Raw genomic sequence first — 15,818 nt, 5'->3', positions numbered from 1 at the left:
TATTCATGGACGAACATGGAGCTCGTCATGTACCGCAACACTACGCTCGCCCTGATGCTGTCGCTCGGCCTGGTGGCCACCGTGCAGGCCAAGGCGCAGAAGGACACCGTGCAGATGGATTCCTTCACCCCGGTGTCCGAGCAGATCCGCCGCGTCGAAACGGCCATGGGCAGCGAGGACTACAGTGAAATCGGGCTGGAGGACAAGAGTCGCGTGCAGCAGGCGCTGAACCGGATCCGGATCAAGATGAATGGCCGCGAGAAGGTGGATGAGCTGGCGGCGCAGGAGCGCAACGACCTGTTCAACGAGCAGGAGATCGTCAATACCATCATGACCCGTGCCCAGGCCGACAGCCGCATGATCTGCCGTCGCGAGCGCCTCACCGGCAGCAACATGCCGACCAGTGTCTGCCTGACCGTGGCCCAGCGTCGCAAGGCCCAGGAAGACAGCCGCCAGGCGTTGACCGACCAGCAGCGCATCAGCCGCTGACCCGCCGCCGCAGGGGCCTCGCCCGGTGTCGCCCCGTCGGTACGAAATGTTAAGAATGGAACCTGTATCGTTCAGCAGGTAGACGTCGCGTCCACCCGCACAGGGGCATCCTGAGCGGGTGGGCCTGGCCCCCCGACGACCCTTCAAGAACCAGAGGTCCCAGTGCGCATTCTCGTAATCGAAGACAACAGCGACATCGCCGCCAACCTTGGCGACTACCTTGAGGATCGTGGCCACACCGTGGACTTCGCCGCCGACGGCGTGACCGGCCTGCATCTGGCCGTGGTCCACGAGTTCGACGCCATCGTGCTGGACCTGAACCTGCCGGGCATGGATGGCATCGAAGTGTGCCGCAAGCTGCGCAACGAAGCGCGCAAGCAGACCCCGGTACTGATGTTGACCGCCCGCGACTCGCTGGACAACAAGCTGGCCGGTTTCGATTCCGGTGCCGATGACTACCTGATCAAGCCGTTCGCGCTGCAGGAAGTGGAAGTGCGCTTGAACGCGCTGTCGCGCCGCGGCAAGGGCGTGCAGACCCGCGTGCTGGAAACCGGCGACCTGGAATACAACCTGGACACGCTGGAGGTGCGTCGCCAGGGCAAGCTGCTGCAGCTCAACCCGACCGCGCTGAAGATCCTGCAGGCCCTGATGGAAGCCGCGCCGGCCGTGGTCACCCGCCAGGAGCTGGAGACCCGCGTCTGGGGCGAAGAGCTGCCCGACTCGGATTCGCTGCGCGTCCATATCCACGGCCTGCGTGCAGTGGTCGACAAGCCGTTTGAAGTGCCGCTGATCCAGACCCGCCATGGCATCGGATACCGCATCGCCACCCCGGAAGCCTGATTCCGTGGCAACCAAGGGGGAGCGCCGGCGTTCGCCGTACCGGCGGCGCCTGCGCAGCCGCATCATCGTCTCGTTCGTGTTGTTGGGCTTCTGCCTGACGACGCTGTTCGCGTTCGCCACCAACTGGGCCCGCATGCGCGTGGAAAACCAGCTGGTCGAAGACGTGATGAACCGCAACATCAACGAGTACGTGCGGCGGTTCTACGAGAGCCCCGACCGCAACCCCGACCTGCCCGTGCAGCAGATGCGTGCGCGCCTGGTCAAGCCTGACAAGTTCGAGGCGTTGCGCGAAGAGGAGCCGGATTGGGCCGCGCTGCCCGATGGCAATCACAACATCTCTGGCGTGGACGAGCGCGGGCAACCTTATGCGTACAAGCTGGCCGTGCGCAAAACACCCGACGCCTGGGCGTTCCTGGCCTACGACATGACCGACAGCGTGCGCGGTGGGCAGCAGCTCAACCGCGCGCTGGTGCTGTCGGTGCTGGTGTTCAGCCTGCTGTCGCTGGTGCTGGGCTGGTGGTCGGCATCGAAGGTGATGAAGCCGGTCTCGGACCTGGCTGCGCGGTTGCGCGCCTATCGCGGCGGCACCAGCGAGCCCGAGCCGCTGGCGCCGCGTTTCCCCGATGACGAGGTGGGGCAGCTGGCGCAGGCGCTGGATGACTATTCGTCGCGGCTGACCGAAGTGGTGCAGCGTGACCGTGAGTTCAATGCCGACGTCAGCCACGAGCTGCGCACGCCGCTGGCGGTGATCCGTGGCGCCACCGAGCTGCTGCTGACCCGACCCGGCCTGGATGAGAAGGTGCTGCAGCGTCTGCAGCGCATCCAGCGTGCCGAACAGCAGTGCAGCGACCTGATCGGCGCGCTGCTGCTGCTGTCGCGCAACGAACGCGGGCAGGGCACCAGCAACGTCGCCCGCGTGGCCGAACAGCTGCTGGATGCGCACCGCGCACAGCTGGGCGGCAAGCCGCTGGAGCTGGTACTGGAAGGCGAGCGCAACCTGGTGATCGATGCGCCGGAGGCGGCCTTGTCGGTTGCGCTGGGCAACCTGATCGGCAACGCGGTGAAATACTCGCAGGATGGCGAGGTGCGCGTCTTTGTCGGCAGCAATTCGGTGTCGGTGACCGACAGCGGCCCGGGCCTGAGCGAAGAGGACGCCGCCAAGCTGTTCCAGCGCGGCTATCGCGGTACGCACGCCGGTCATTCACAGGGCGGTGGCATCGGCCTGTCGATCGTCAGCCGCCTGTGCGATCTGTACGGCTGGCAGGTCAGCGTGCGCCCCGGTGGCGAGCGCGGCGTGATCGCCACGCTGACGTTCTCGCCGAAGCCGTTGTAAGGCCACCTGCTTTGGTGGGTGTTCCACTTGTAGAGCCGAGCCTGCGCTCGGCTGCCGTGGCTTTCCGGAGCCGAGCATAGGCTCGGCTCTGCAGCGGGTTCGTGTCGCGTCCTGTGTCGCTTGTGCCATCGAATTAACTTAGTGGACGTGATGGGCCAGAAGCCCAACGCGACATCACCGTGACCGTTGCCACGTAGCGTGCGTGTCCGCATGCACGCATTCGTACACCCAACTGCGGCTTGAGAATTTCCTTACAGATCACAGCGCTACGTGATGGCCAGATGGGTCGGCCGGGGCAGGTGCCCTGGCCGGGATTGGCGTCCTGAAAAAAACCTTCAACTCAAGCGCTCCGGGTGGGCTGCGGCTCATCATGGAAAATGCATCGCCTGCCTCGTTTCGGCGGATGGTGCGTGGGGATTCATCAGAATCCGCTGGAGTCTTTTTCCTCGCGCTTGAGTTGTTGGGTCTCCGGTACGCCAACCCGCACCGTCCGCCACCTCGCATCCGCAGGTGGCTCGTCGTCTGCGAGGAGATTCACCATGTCCGCACGCCCCTTGTTCCCCCAACTGCATGCCCTGATCGGCGAAGCCGCCAACCTGCTGCCGGCCGACCTCGCCGAGCGCATCGAAACCCTGCTCGACGATCCCAAGGATCTGCTGCCTGCGTTGCTTGCCCGCATGGACGGTCGCGATGCAGCCGACGGGCGGCGCCAGGAAGCACAGGGCCTCAGCCCTGCCCAGGCGGCCACCATGGCCGGCCTCAGCCGCACCCTGGCCGGCTTGAATGCACTCATGCAGGTGCTGCACGCCGCCGAAGCCGCCCGCGAACAGGGCGGCGCCCACCAGCAGCTCAGCCCGGATGTGGTCGACGGATTGCTGCTTGGCGCCCGGGAACTGGCCCGTTATGCCCGCCTGCAGCTGGAGTAGGTCCACCCAATGCGTGGATGCGCGAGCTGCTGCCGCAACTGCCTTGGGTCGCGCGTACGCTTTTTGTAGTCCGCTTGCGGCGCGCTTCGCGCGCTGCTTGGGGGGGGGGGGGGCACAAACTGCTGTTATGTCGTGCTACCCCTAACGATGGGCAGATGCGATGAACTCGCTTGCCACGATGAGGCGGGAGGGGATTGCAGCTCAATTGCCACAATCCAATGCTCTGCGTCTGGATGCGGCACCCAGCTTTCACAGGAAGCGTCTCCTGTGTAGAGTCTGAAGGAAGCTGTGTACAGACCATCAGAAGGCTGCTTGGACTTGCGCGCGCTCTTACAGCGTTGCTTTCTTTCGCTTTTTTCCACAGGGAGGTGGTTGTGGCGGTTCTGTGTTTAGATTCGACCGGATGCGCGCTAGCCGCAACGACGCGACAGACCTCCGCGGGCGCCTCATTGAAAGATCGGGTTGCGCATCCATGCCGGACTGCAACGGCTTTCGGATTTCCTGACTTGATCCCGATGCTAGGTGGGATCTTCTCACTCAATGCAGACGCTCAGGAGCGGGTAACGAGAGACTGCTACGAAAGGTATTTCTCAAGGCCTTATGAGGCGGATGCCGAGCTTCGGTGGGGGCTCTCCCATTCAACTATGAAATTGGTGCGGTCTCGTTAGCGAGAATCGGTGGACAAAGGAGATGGGATGCCAAGGCGAGTTACGTCATAGGGCAAAGCAGTCTCTTGGCAACTTGCGTCAGATGGAGTAGCTGCGGATGCCCTTAGAGTCCATATTCGAATTGCTTTGTGTATTGGCGGTCGTGATGCTGGTGATCGCGATCGCTTCAAGGTTCATTCTTGTTTGGGAGTTAAAAATAAATTCGCCGGAGCTTTGGATCTCACTTGGAAGGCCTGCGATTCTGGAGCGGGATCACTTGATGCGGAAGTATCCATTTTGTGGGTGGCAGCGGGTGTTCTGGATGGCTTCTGGTGCCCGAAGGTTGCTTCTTGCAGTATTCTGGCTGTCATTCTCTACTTATCTCGTCGTGTTGATTCCGTTGGTCTGGATTTGGGTCATTCGGTGAGGGGACTTGTCTCTAGCTGGAGTTTGAATTGAATGTTGATTCAGGCCCGCCCTGTTGAATGCCGAGCTGAAGGGCAACATCATGTTCGTCGTTGATCGCCGCATCATTTCCCCGGTGCCGACTACCGTGCGCGGCGGGCCTGAGTGATGGTGATCTGGTAGATATAGGGCTAGGGGGGGCTGAAAGTGCGAGACTTTTGTGGCTTGCAAGGACGCCTTCGCTATATGGAGTTGAACTCGTAGATGTGCCTTGATTGCAGCGCGCGCATGCCAATTTGCATCACTCTGTTGTTCGTATAATTTGCTGCTCTGTTCGTGGAAGTCACCAATCATCGGTGGAAGTGATGCATCCTGAGATTGAAGTGAAGTTGACGTCTTCGGTAGCTGGTTGTACGAGCTGTGGCTTGATGGTGCATCTGTCGCGCGAAGTGAATGAGCTGGATGCTGCGGATGGTCTGATCAGGAAAGTCATTGATTGTCGAGGTGCGGTAAGCCTGACAGAGTCGACCCATCAGTCTCTTGAGGTCGATGTGCGAGTTCGGATTGGCGAGGGGGCGAGGGCGTGTCTAAACCTCTCTTCCGCAGCCTTTGAAAAGATGGCATCTATATCTGCCTCATTGAATTTTGATCCCGAGTTGACTGGAGACGGCGGCGCGGATGAATTGGAATTGGAGGAGGAAAGTGCTCCATCGACGCGACCTGAGCTGGTTGTCGTTCTCGTTGGTGAATCTCCTGTAAGTGGTGAAGAAGTCATCCTTTCCAGAGTCGAGCGCCAGCAGTACAGAGCTGGCGACATCCAGGGGGGAGTTCATGAAGCGTTGCAGCGTGGCCTTGAGAGGGTGGAGGGTGAGGCGAAGGTGTGGGCGCTGGAGGTGGGAGTACGCCTATCGAGTCAGCGCGGGGTGTGGCCGGGTTTCAATCTTTCTTGTGACGTGATCAGACTGATGGCGTCTAGTGGAGTCTCATTGGATTTCGATCCGTATGTCTAGCTCGATCCTGTTGGTGGCCGACAATGGAGATCCGAATCGGCCGCCCCGTATGGCGCTATCCGAAGGCATGCTTGAGCTCGAAGCCCGCTCTGATCTCGTCGACATTCATGGACTTTCCTGAGTGCTTCCTATGAACTACCCACATGGGGAAAAGGTGTTACTTGGCGACACCGTTGATCTTGGTGGCGGAACGCGCGGGATCGTGGTTGCCGTGATCGATGATGAGTCTTATGCAGTTGGCTTTTCCGCGGAAGAGTGGCGGTACCTCGGACGAGGTGCGTTGTTGCGAGCGCCTGGATTCGGTCTACTGCACTGTGCAGACGCTGAGTACGACTTCACTTTGATCGAGCGAGGGCGATCAGGAATTCTTGAGCTGTAGAGCTGAGGAGCTTGATTCATCCCCCAAGAGATTGGGGTTCTTCGCGCCCATGGCAGAGTCTTTGGTGCGCACACAGGAAGATGGATGGTTGCCGTGCGTCTTTTCGGATGTCTCGTGGGTGTGCTGATGGTCGTCTATGGCATTGCAGTCATGGACGATGCACTGATTGGGACGGGTCCTTGCCGGGCCAACTGCGGTCTTTATAGCGCCTTGATTCGTTTGTTCGGGCAGTCGGCTTATAATAAGTTGATGGGATTTTCCTGGATTGTCGCGGGAGTGATGTTCACTTTTGCTTCCGTTGTGGTTTGGCATGGAAAAGGATCTGCGGAAAGGCGTAGACGGAAAAAGGGTCGCCCGGGCCGATCCAGATGAGTGGGTGAAATATCTCAGGAGATCCAAGTTGTGCGTGAAAACGGTTCCGCGCAATGCGGACCGCTCAACCCCCAGCCAACCCCAGATACCGCTCATGCAGCGCTTCCACCTGCGCCTGCAGGTCCTCGGGGTGGCCATCGTTGACCACCACATCATCGGCCAGTGCCAACCGCTGCGTGCGGCTGGCCTGGGCGGCGATCATCTTGTCGGCCAGCGCGGCGTCGATGCCGTCGCGCTGCATCAGCCGCGCGTGCTGCACCGCTTCGGGCGCATCCACGAGCAATACCCGGTCCAACCACGGGTAGGCCTGCCGCCCACCGACCTCGGTCAGCAGCGGGATGGCGGCAATCGCATAGGCACTGATGGCCTGCGCGCACTGCTGTTGCATCAGCAGGCGGATGGCCGGGTGGGTGATCGCTTCCAGCGCGGCCCGTTCGGTCGGGTCGGTGAAGACATGGGCCCGCAGGCGCGCCCGGTCCAGGCTGCCGTCCGCCAACAGCATGCCGGCGCCGAAGCGCTCGGCGATGCGGCCCAGAGCGGGGCTGCCGGCAGCGACCACTGCTCGGGCGGCCAGGTCGGCGTCGGCCACCACGATGCCGAGCGCCTCGAAGCGCCGGGTCACCTCGCTCTTGCCGGCGGCAATGCCGCCGGTCAGGCCGACCACATAGCGGCTCATGGGGATTCCCCTCAGCGCAGTCCGCTCATCACCAGGTACTGCTCCACCACGGGCGCGCCCCACATGAAGTACAGCCAGCCCGCGATGGCCAGATAGGGGCCGAACGGGATCGGCGTGGCGCGGTCACGGCCCCGGGTGTACAGCCAGATCGAACCGATGATGGCGCCCAGCACCGACGACAGCAGGATGATCGGCAGGATGCCCTTCAGCCCGCACCACGCGCCGAGGGCGGCCAGCAGCTTGAAATCGCCGTGGCCCATGCCTTCCTTGCCGGTCAGCTGCTTGAACAGCCACCAGACCATCCACAGCGACAGATAGCCCACCGCCGCGCCGACCAAGGCAGGCTTGGCCGGCATGTACAGGTTGTCGATGTTGCCTATCAGGCCCAGCCACATCAGTGGCAGGGTCAACTGGTCGGGCAGCAGCTGGGTGCGCAGGTCGATGCCGGACAAGGCGATCAGGAAGCAGGTCAGCACGATGGCGCCGAAGCCCTGCCAGCCGAAGCCGAACTGCCAGACGCAGGCCAGCACCAGCACCGAGGTCAGGGCCTCGACCAGCGGGTACTGCAGCGAGATCGGCGCCTTGCAATGGCGGCACTTGCCGCCCTGGATGATCCAGCTGAACAGCGGGATGTTCTCGTACCAGCTCAGCTTGTGCTTGCAGTGCGGACAATGCGAGGGCTCGACCACGATCCCCGGTGGTGGGGGCTCGTAGAAGTCCGGTTCTTCCAGGACCTCGCGCGCATCACGCTTCCACTGCCACTCCAGCCGCTTGGGCAGGCGCAGGATGACGACGTTGAGGAAACTGCCCAGCAGCAGCCCCAGGGCGGCCGCGGCGGGGTAGCCGAGGCCGGGATGCTGGTCGAGAAATGCCATGTAGTGATTATCCGACGACGGAAGCGAGCTTGAAGATCGGCAGGTACATGCCGATGACCATGCCGCCGACGATGGTACCAATGATCACCATGATGATCGGTTCCAGCAGGCTGCTCAGGGCGTCAACGGCATTGTTGACCTCCTGCTCATAGTACTCGGCCACCTTGAACAGCATGGCGTCCAAGGCGCCGGCCTCTTCGCCGATGCCGGTCATCTGGATGACCATGTGCGGGAACAGGGCGGTCTGCTTCATGGCCATGTTGACCGGGTACCCGACCGAGACGTCGTCGCGCATGCGCAATACGGCATGCTCGTAAACCGTATTGCCGGTGGCGCCGGCCACGATGCCCAAGGCCTCCACCAAAGGCACGCCGGCCTTGAAGGTGACAGCGGTGGTACGGGCAAAGCGGGCGATCGAGCTGTTGTGCATGATCTGCCCGATGACCGGCAGCTTCAGGACCAGTCGGTCCATGCTGTGCTGCATCTTCGGCGACCGTTTGTAGGCCGCGATGAAGCCGACGATCGATCCGATGATGACCAGCAGGATCAGCCACCACCACGAGACCATGAACCGAGACATGTTCACGATCATCTGGGTGAAGGCGGGCAGGTCCGCGCCAAAGCCCTTGAACACGTCCTCGAACTGCGGGACTACCCAGACCAGCAGGATGCCACTGACCAGCAGGGCAACCGCCAGCACCATAGCGGGATAGAACATCGCCTTCTTGATCTTGCCCTTCAGGGCTTCGATGTTCTCTTTATAGGTGGCGACTGTATCAAGTACCGTTTCCAACACACCGGCGCCTTCACCAGCCCGTACTAGGTTGCGGTAGAGCTCGTCAAACTGGACAGGGTGCTTGCTGACGGCCTCGTACAACGACGAGCCGCCTTCAATGTCGGTGCGGACCGACTCCACCATCTTCTTCATGCGCGGGTTCTTGTGCCCGCTGGCGATGATGTCCAGTGCACCAACGATCGGCACGCCGGACTTCATCATGGTGGCCATCTGTCGGCTGAAGAACGCGATGTCCTTCGGTGAGATCTTGCTGCCGGCCGCACCGAACAACGGCTTGGGCTTTGGCTTGACGGCGCCGGGGGTAATTCCCTGGCGGCGCAACTCGGCCCGTAGCAGGTTCGCGTTCTTCGCGGCCTGCTCTCCCTTCATCTTCACGCCCCGCTTGTCGGTCCCCTCCCAGACAAACGGCTGCAGCTCCGTGGTGCTGCGCGCCACGGGCTCTTTCTTGATCGCACTGCGACTGACAGACATATCGGCTCCCCAAGACCCGCCATCCCCAGGCGGGCGTCTAGCCGTCGATGGTAGCGGGTTCATGCCCGTCTGGGCAGTTGCCAAGGGGCTCGTGATGCGAATTCGTGCCGGCTGCCGACCAAAGGTGACGCACTGCGTCACATTGCCGCGTCCATCGCAGATTCGCATCCGGGGGGTTCCCATCCGTGAAATAGCTGCCATCATGGGCGCGGGGAAATCCAGGGGGGGGCGTGCCGGGGTTGGCACGCAACCTGCGTTGATCCACCCGCAGGGGGCAGGACCCGCTCAGCTGGCCGCCGGCCAGACCGATCCTGTGCTCTGAAATCAACCACCACTTATCTTGGGGATGTACCAAAATGAAGAACCAGAAGGGCTTCACCCTTATCGAACTGATGATCGTCGTCGCGATCATCGCCATCCTGGCCGCCATCGCCCTGCCGATGTACCAGGACTATGTGGCCAAGTCGCAGGTCACTGCTGGCCTGGCTGAAATCACCCCGGGCAAGACCCAGTTCGAAGTCGCCATCAACGAAGGCAAGGCTGTTGCCAACGCAGCTGCTATCGGCCTGAAGGTTTCGGATCGTTGCACCGCTATCACTGTCACCGACGGTGCAGATGGCAGCATCGCCTGCAAGCTGGCGGGCAGCCCGAAGATCAAGGACGCAACCATCACCCTGAAGCGTGCTGATACCGACGGCACCTGGACTTGCACCACCTCGATCACGGAAGCCAAGTACATTCCGAGCGGCTGCAAGAGCGCCTAATTAGGTAGCTCACAGCTGTACAGAGGCCCCGCTAAGTCGGGGCCTCTTTTTTGGTGGCGTTGACGGCGCCACGGAGCTCATCGCACTCAGGGGGAGTGAGGAATGCGTAGAATTCGAGGTTTCACATTGATTGAATTGATGATCGTAGTTGCGATCATCGCGATCTTGGCGGCGATCGCTTTGCCGATGTATCAGGACTACGTGGCGAAGTCCCAATTGACGTCCGCTCTTGCCGAAATCAGGCCAGGCAAGACCACAATTGAGACGGTCGTTCAAGATAGCCGTGACGCCAGTTTGATTACTGCCGACTACATTGGCTTGAGGGTTTCGGAGCGCTGCATCGCTCTTGATGCGGCAGTTGCATCCTCGGGCGTGGGCAACGTGACGTGTACCGTAGGAGGAGCTCCGCCAATCAACGGCAAAGATCTCATCCTCCGCCGCGCAGTCGACGGCACCTGGACCTGCGACGGTAGCGCCTTCGAAGCGCGCTATCGCCCAACCGGCTGTTGATCACACTTCGGCCTGCCAATGGGATGTTGGCGGGCCGTTGACGGGGCTATCATCCCCGGGGGAGTCAGGATCGTGCCTGCCGGGCTGGGAGTGCCGGGCGAGGCAGTCAAGCTGAAGGATTGGCGTCGTCGTCGGCCAGCGGGTCGCGGCAGGTTCTGCTGCCCTGTGCGGTGCCCTTGGAAGGTGCTCCGCACTGCCTGACCCATGATGAGCCAAGGATTGATATGAACGCCGTAACCACCGCCAATCTCGTCGGCATCACCGGCCTGGCCCGTCGCCTGGTCCAGGATGGCGCCCTGGACGAGGCTTCTGCCCGCGACGCCATGGCCAAGGCCGCTGCGGCCCGCCAGCCGCTGCCGACCTGGTTCGCGCAGAACAAGGTGGTCGGGGCGGCCCAGTTGGCGGCGGCCAACGCGGTCGAGTTCGGCATGCCGCTGTTCGACGTGTCCACGTTCGACGCCAGCCAGAACGCAATGAGCCTGGTCAGCGAGGAACTGCTGCGCAAGCACAACGTGCTGCCGCTGTTCAAACGCGGCGGCAAGCTGTTCGTGGGCACCAGCAATCCGACCCATTCGCTGGACGAGATCAAGTTCCACACCAACCTGGTGGTGGAGCCGATCCTGGTGGATGAAGACCAGATCCGCCGCACGCTCGAGCAGTGGCATGCCAGCCATGACACGCTGGGCGACGCGCTGGGCGGTGACGACGATGGCATTGGCAACCTGGATGTGTCCGGCGGTGACGAGGACATTTCCGGGGGCGGCGACTCCGGCATCGACGCCAAGGGCGACGACACCCCGGTGGTGAAGTTCGTCAACAAGGTGCTGGTGGACGCGATCCGCAAGGGCGCCTCGGACATCCACTTCGAGCCCTATGAAGACGACTACCGCGTGCGCCTGCGCATTGATGGCCTGCTGAAGATGGTCGCGCGCGCGCCGGTGAAGCTGAACCAGCGTATCGCCGCACGCCTGAAGGTGATGGCGCAGCTGGACATCGCCGAGAAGCGCGTGCCGCAGGACGGACGCATCAAGCTCAACCTGTCCAAGACCAAGCAGATCGACTTCCGCGTGAGCACCCTGCCGACCCTGTTCGGCGAGAAGGTGGTGCTGCGTATCCTGGACGGCAGCGCGGCCAAGCTGGGCATCGACAAGCTGGGGTACGAGCCGGACCAGCAGAAGCTGTTCCTGGACGCCATCCACAAGCCCTATGGCATGGTGCTGGTGACCGGCCCGACTGGTTCGGGCAAGACGGTGTCGCTGTATACCGCGCTGGGCATCCTCAACGATGAAACGCGCAACATCTCCACCGCCGAAGACCCGGTGGAAATCCGCTTGCCCGGCGTCAACCAGGTGCAGCAGAACAACAAGCGCGGCATGACTTTTGCCGCGGCACTGCGCTCGTTCCTGCGACAGGACCCGGACATCATCATGGTCGGCGAAATCCGCGACCTGGAGACGGCCGAGATCGCGATCAAGGCGGCCCAGACCGGCCACATGGTGCTGTCCACGCTGCATACCAACGATGCGCCGCAGACCATCGCGCGCCTGATGAACATGGGCATTGCGCCGTACAACATCACCAGTTCGGTGACGCTGGTGATTGCCCAGCGCCTGGCGCGCCGGTTGTGCAACAACTGCAAGCGCCCGGCCAACCTGCCGGAGCACGCGCTGCTGGCTGAAGGCTTCACCCAGGCGCAGCTGGATGCGGGTACCGAGCTGTACGAGGCGGTCGGCTGTGACGAATGCACCGAGGGCTACAAGGGCCGTACCGGTATCTACCAGGTGATGCCGATGACCGACGAGATCGCCACGATCGTGCTGGCCGGTGGCAATGCGTTGCAGATTGCCGAGGCCGCGCAGCAGATCGGGGTGAACGACCTGCGCCAGTCGGCGTTGAAGAAGGCGGCGGCCGGGATCACCAGCCTGGCCGAGATCAACCGCGTTACCAAGGATTGAGGTCGATCCACGCCATGCGTGGATGACGCGATGCATTAGGTTGCCGGCCAGCGGCCGGCACTACCATTTGGTGGGTCGATCCACCAAATGCGTGGATGACGCGATGCATTAGGTTGCCGGCCAGCGGCCGGCACTACCATTTGGTGGGTCGATCCACGCCATGCGTGGATGCCGCGATGCATGAGGTTGCCGGCCAGCGGCCGGCACTACCCGTTGGTGGGCCCGCTTCGGGCCCTGTCCTTACTCCATCCCCAGCTTCTTCAGCTTGTAGCGCAGCGCGCGGAAGGTGATGCCCAGCTGCGCGGCGGTGCGGGTCTTGTTCCAGCGGTTTTCTTCCAGCGCGCGCTGGATGGCGCTGCGCTCGAGTTGTTCGATGTACGAGGTCAGGGCGGCGCTGCCGGGTTGCAGGTCCACCACGGCTTCGGCGGGCGCTGCGCTGCCGGGCGTGCGCGGGGCATGCTGCGGCAGGCGCAGGTCGTCGGCGCCGATGCAATCTTCCTCGGCCAGTGCCAGCGCGCGTTCCAGGATGTTCTCCAGTTCGCGCACGTTGCCGGGGAAGGCGTACTGGGCCAGGGCGTCCAACGCCGACGGCGCCAGCAGCGGCGTCGGGCGGCCATGGCTGCGGGCCAGCCGTGCCAGCACCGATGCGGCCAGTTCCGGCAGGTCCTGGCGACGCTCGCGCAGCGGCGGCACCCTCAGCTCGATCACGTTGATGCGGTAGTAGAGGTCGTGGCGGAAGCGCCCGTCCTCGACCAGTTCGGCCAGGTCCTTGTGGGTGGCCGAGAGGATGCGCACGTCCACCGGTTCTTCGGTGGCAGCGCCCACCGCGCGCACCGACTTCTCCTGGATCGCGCGCAGCAGCTTCACCTGCATCTGCAGGGGCAGCTCGGCCACTTCGTCGAGGAACAGGGTGCCGCCGTGCGCGGCCTGGAACAGCCCGGGCTTGTCGGCGTGGGCGCCGCTGAAGCTGCCCTTGCGGTGGCCGAAGAATTCACTCTCCATCAGCTCGCCGGGAATGGCGCCGCAGTTGACCGGCACGAACGGGCCGGCCGCGCGGGCGCCCTGGGCGTGGATGGTGCGTGCGACCAGCTCCTTGCCCACGCCGGATTCGCCGAGGATGTAGACCGGCGCCTGGCTGCGCGCGACCTTGCCGATGGTGGTACGCAGCACGTCCATGGCCGGCGAATCGCCCAGCAGGCGTGCGCCCTGTTCGGCGGCGGGGCCGGGCGCGGGGCGCTCGGTGTTGTTCAGTTCCAGCGCGTGCTTGACCAGGCCGCGCAGCACGGCGATGTCCACCGGCTTGCTGACGAAGTCGAAGGCGCCGGCTTTCAGCGCTTCCACGGCCAGGTCCATGCTGCCGAAGGCGGTGATCATCGCCACCGGCGTGCGCGGGTAGTGGTGGGCGATCTCGCTGACCAGCTCGATGCCGTTGCCGTCCGGCAGGCGCATGTCGGTGATGCACAGGTCGTACGGATTGCTGGCCAGCAGTTCGCGCGCTTCGGCAAGGTTGGCTGCCGTACTGATGCGCAGCCCCATGCGGCCGAGCGTCAGTACCAGCAGTTCGCGGATGTCGCGTTCGTCGTCGACGACGAGGGCGCTGCGGGTTTCGTTCATGGGCGGAGAAGATAAACGAGGGGGCTGGAAGCGACAAATGTTTGACGCACGGAATCAGCTCGGCAGCAGGGTATGCGGGCCGGGCAGCACCAGGCGGAAGCAGGAGCCACCGGCCGGAACCGGGATGTAGTCCAGCCGCGCCTGGTTGGCCCGGCACAGCTCGCGGGCGATGTACAGGCCCAGCCCGGTGCCGTGCTCGGAGGTGGTGAAGAAGGGCCGGAACAACTGTGCGGCCACACTCTCGGGAATGCCGGGGCCACGGTCCATCACGTCGATGACCGCACTGCGCTCGTGCTGCGCCACGCGCAGGCGCACCCGTGCCGGCTGCTGGCCGATGCGGCCATATTTGAGCGCGTTGTGCACCAGCACGGTCAGCACCTGGTAGAGGTGCTTGGTGTCGACCTGGGCCAGCACCGAGGTGTCACTGATGATCGGCTCGATGCTGTCGGTCTCCAGCGTCTGACCCTGCTTGTACTCCAGCACGAAGCGGCGCACGAAGGCGGCCAGGTCGACGTTCTCGGGCGTGGCGCGCTCGCGCCGGGCCAGGCCCAGCACGCTTTCGACGATGCCGTTGGTGCGCTGGCACTGCTGGCGGATGATCTGCAGCAGGCGGCGGTCGCTTTCGTTGAAGCCGGTGCCTTCTTCCAGCAGTTGCACCGCGTAGTTGATCGCGGCCAGTGGGTTGCGGATCTCGTGGGCGAGGCTGGCCGAGAAGCGACCCATCGCCGACAGGGTGAGCGATTCGGCGCGGCGCGAGACCACGCTGGAGTCGTCCAGGAACACCAGGGCCAGGTCGCTGCCGGCCAGCAGGCGAGCAAAGCGCGGCTGCACTTCGGGCTGGTCGGGGTTGAGTTGCAGCGGCAGTTCGTCCTGCGCCCAGCCGTTGCGCCAGCGCTGCAGCCGGCGGGCGAGTTCCGGGGCGGCGCTGGCCAGGTCCAGGCGGCCGCTTTCGCCGCTGCCGTCGCTGTCACCGAGCAGCATCGAGGCGGCCTCGTTGGCCAGGGTGACGCGGTTGTCGGCGTCGACCACCAGCACGCCGGTGCGCATGCGGCGGATGATCAGCTCGTTGATCTGGAACAGGTTGGCCACTTCGTCGCCGCGCTGGTTGGCCAGTTGCTGGTTGCGGCGCGCGCGGCTGCCGACTTGGTAGCTGATGAAGGCCAGAGCCAGGTAGCTGGTGGCGAACATGGCCAGTTCGGCCAGGGTACGGGTGGGGTCGCCACCTTCCAGCAGCTTCCAGGTGTATTCGACGCCGGTGGCGAGGCTGGCGGCCAGCGCCAGGCCCAACCCCAGGCTGAGCGGGAGCAGGGTGGCGGCGGCGGCGATGTTGAACAGCAGCGACATCGAGATGCCGGCGCTGGCACCGGGCAGGGCATGTGACAGCAGGGTGGCGGCGACGATGTCCACCAGCACGCCGCTGACCACGATCGGGCGCAGCCAGCGTTCGTTGCGGCCGATCACCAGCGCCAGCAGTGACAATCCCAGGTAGATCGCCGCGACGGTGTCGGCCAGCCGCGGGTGGTGCGCTTCGCCGACCATGGCCGACAGCGGGCTGTAGAGCAGGGCGGCGATGACCGAGGCGATCAGCACCCGGTACAGCGCGAAGAAATACAGCTCACGCCGCGGAATCGATTCGATGCGGTCGATCAATGAAGCACTCGGTGACACGCCGGAACTCCCCTTCTGGCTGCCTGGGTCTGGAATCTGCGGCGGGCCTGCCCGGCGTCCCCTGAGGCCGGGCGGGCACGTCGCTTCG

At 63.6% G+C, this 15,818-nt stretch carries 13 protein-coding genes; 8 read left to right on the top strand and 5 right to left on the bottom strand.

The features are described from left to right. Positions 1-27 precede the first annotated feature (27 nt). The 5 genes from BLS66_RS03290 (at position 28) to BLS66_RS20465 (ending at position 5,650) form a co-directional block, all read left to right on the top strand. Positions 28-489 carry a hypothetical protein gene (locus BLS66_RS03290; protein WP_049466036.1) on the top strand — a complete coding sequence of 154 codons (462 nt, stop codon included), beginning with the start codon at positions 28-30 and terminating at the stop codon, positions 487-489. Between the two features lie 162 nt (positions 490-651). Next, the gene (locus BLS66_RS03285; RefSeq protein WP_005410804.1) at positions 652-1,329 is read left to right on the top strand and encodes a response regulator transcription factor; all 678 of its coding nucleotides are present in this window, start codon (positions 652-654) and stop codon (positions 1,327-1,329) included. Further along, positions 1,292-2,662 carry a sensor histidine kinase gene (locus BLS66_RS03280; protein WP_049466038.1) on the top strand — a complete coding sequence of 457 codons (1,371 nt, stop codon included), beginning with the start codon at positions 1,292-1,294 and terminating at the stop codon, positions 2,660-2,662. Before BLS66_RS03285 ends, BLS66_RS03280 begins: the two co-directional genes overlap by 38 nt. Positions 2,663-3,201: 539 nt before the next feature. After that, on the top strand, positions 3,202-3,588 hold the full coding sequence (locus BLS66_RS03275) for a hypothetical protein (RefSeq protein WP_074725059.1): 387 nt from the start codon (positions 3,202-3,204) through the stop codon (positions 3,586-3,588). 1,417 nt (positions 3,589-5,005) lie between these two features. After that, entirely contained in the window at positions 5,006-5,650 is a 645-nt protein-coding gene (locus BLS66_RS20465) for a hypothetical protein (protein WP_143025121.1), read from the top strand. An 815-nt stretch (positions 5,651-6,465) separates the two neighbouring features. Here BLS66_RS20465 and coaE read toward each other — a convergent pair. Genes coaE through BLS66_RS03245 form a run of 3 tightly spaced genes read right to left on the bottom strand, consistent with a single transcriptional unit; the run spans position 6,466 to position 9,219 of the window. Beyond that, positions 6,466-7,077, bottom strand: a complete 612-nt coding sequence (gene coaE / locus BLS66_RS03255) for a dephospho-CoA kinase (protein ID WP_074725057.1) — start codon at positions 7,075-7,077, stop codon at positions 6,466-6,468. An 11-nt stretch (positions 7,078-7,088) separates the two neighbouring features. After that, on the bottom strand, positions 7,089-7,952 hold the full coding sequence (locus BLS66_RS03250; protein WP_049416956.1) for a prepilin peptidase: 864 nt from the start codon (positions 7,950-7,952) through the stop codon (positions 7,089-7,091). Between the two features lie 7 nt (positions 7,953-7,959). Then, positions 7,960-9,219: a type II secretion system F family protein gene (locus BLS66_RS03245; protein WP_074725056.1), complete on the bottom strand. Its 1,260-nt coding sequence runs from the start codon at positions 9,217-9,219 to the stop codon at positions 7,960-7,962. A gap of 356 nt (positions 9,220-9,575) precedes the next feature. On the opposite strand from BLS66_RS03245, the gene BLS66_RS03240 reads away from it, so the two are divergent. The 3 genes from BLS66_RS03240 to pilB all read left to right on the top strand — a co-directional run bounded on the left by BLS66_RS03240 (position 9,576) and on the right by pilB (position 12,448). After that, positions 9,576-9,983 carry a pilin gene (locus tag BLS66_RS03240; RefSeq protein ID WP_074725055.1) on the top strand — a complete coding sequence of 136 codons (408 nt, stop codon included), beginning with the start codon at positions 9,576-9,578 and terminating at the stop codon, positions 9,981-9,983. 102 nt (positions 9,984-10,085) lie between these two features. Further along, on the top strand, positions 10,086-10,493 hold the full coding sequence (locus tag BLS66_RS03235; RefSeq protein ID WP_074725054.1) for a pilin: 408 nt from the start codon (positions 10,086-10,088) through the stop codon (positions 10,491-10,493). Positions 10,494-10,717: 224 nt separating this feature from the next. Then, the gene (pilB, locus tag BLS66_RS03230) at positions 10,718-12,448 is read left to right on the top strand and encodes a type IV-A pilus assembly ATPase PilB (protein ID WP_074725053.1); all 1,731 of its coding nucleotides are present in this window, start codon (positions 10,718-10,720) and stop codon (positions 12,446-12,448) included. A gap of 240 nt (positions 12,449-12,688) precedes the next feature. Here pilB and BLS66_RS03225 read toward each other — a convergent pair whose 3' ends face one another. Together BLS66_RS03225 and BLS66_RS03220 are read right to left on the bottom strand one after the other, a co-directional pair. Further along, positions 12,689-14,062, bottom strand: a complete 1,374-nt coding sequence (locus BLS66_RS03225; RefSeq protein ID WP_074725052.1) for a sigma-54-dependent transcriptional regulator — start codon at positions 14,060-14,062, stop codon at positions 12,689-12,691. Positions 14,063-14,116: 54 nt separating this feature from the next. After that, the gene (locus BLS66_RS03220; RefSeq protein ID WP_049471427.1) at positions 14,117-15,730 is read right to left on the bottom strand and encodes a sensor histidine kinase; all 1,614 of its coding nucleotides are present in this window, start codon (positions 15,728-15,730) and stop codon (positions 14,117-14,119) included. Positions 15,731-15,818: the final 88 nt, after the last annotated feature.

The organism is Stenotrophomonas pavanii (genome assembly GCF_900101175.1).
Lineage (GTDB): Bacteria > Pseudomonadota > Gammaproteobacteria > Xanthomonadales > Xanthomonadaceae > Stenotrophomonas > Stenotrophomonas pavanii.
Note: the sequence above shows the minus strand (reverse complement) of the source record. Positions and strands in the feature narration are given on the sequence as shown.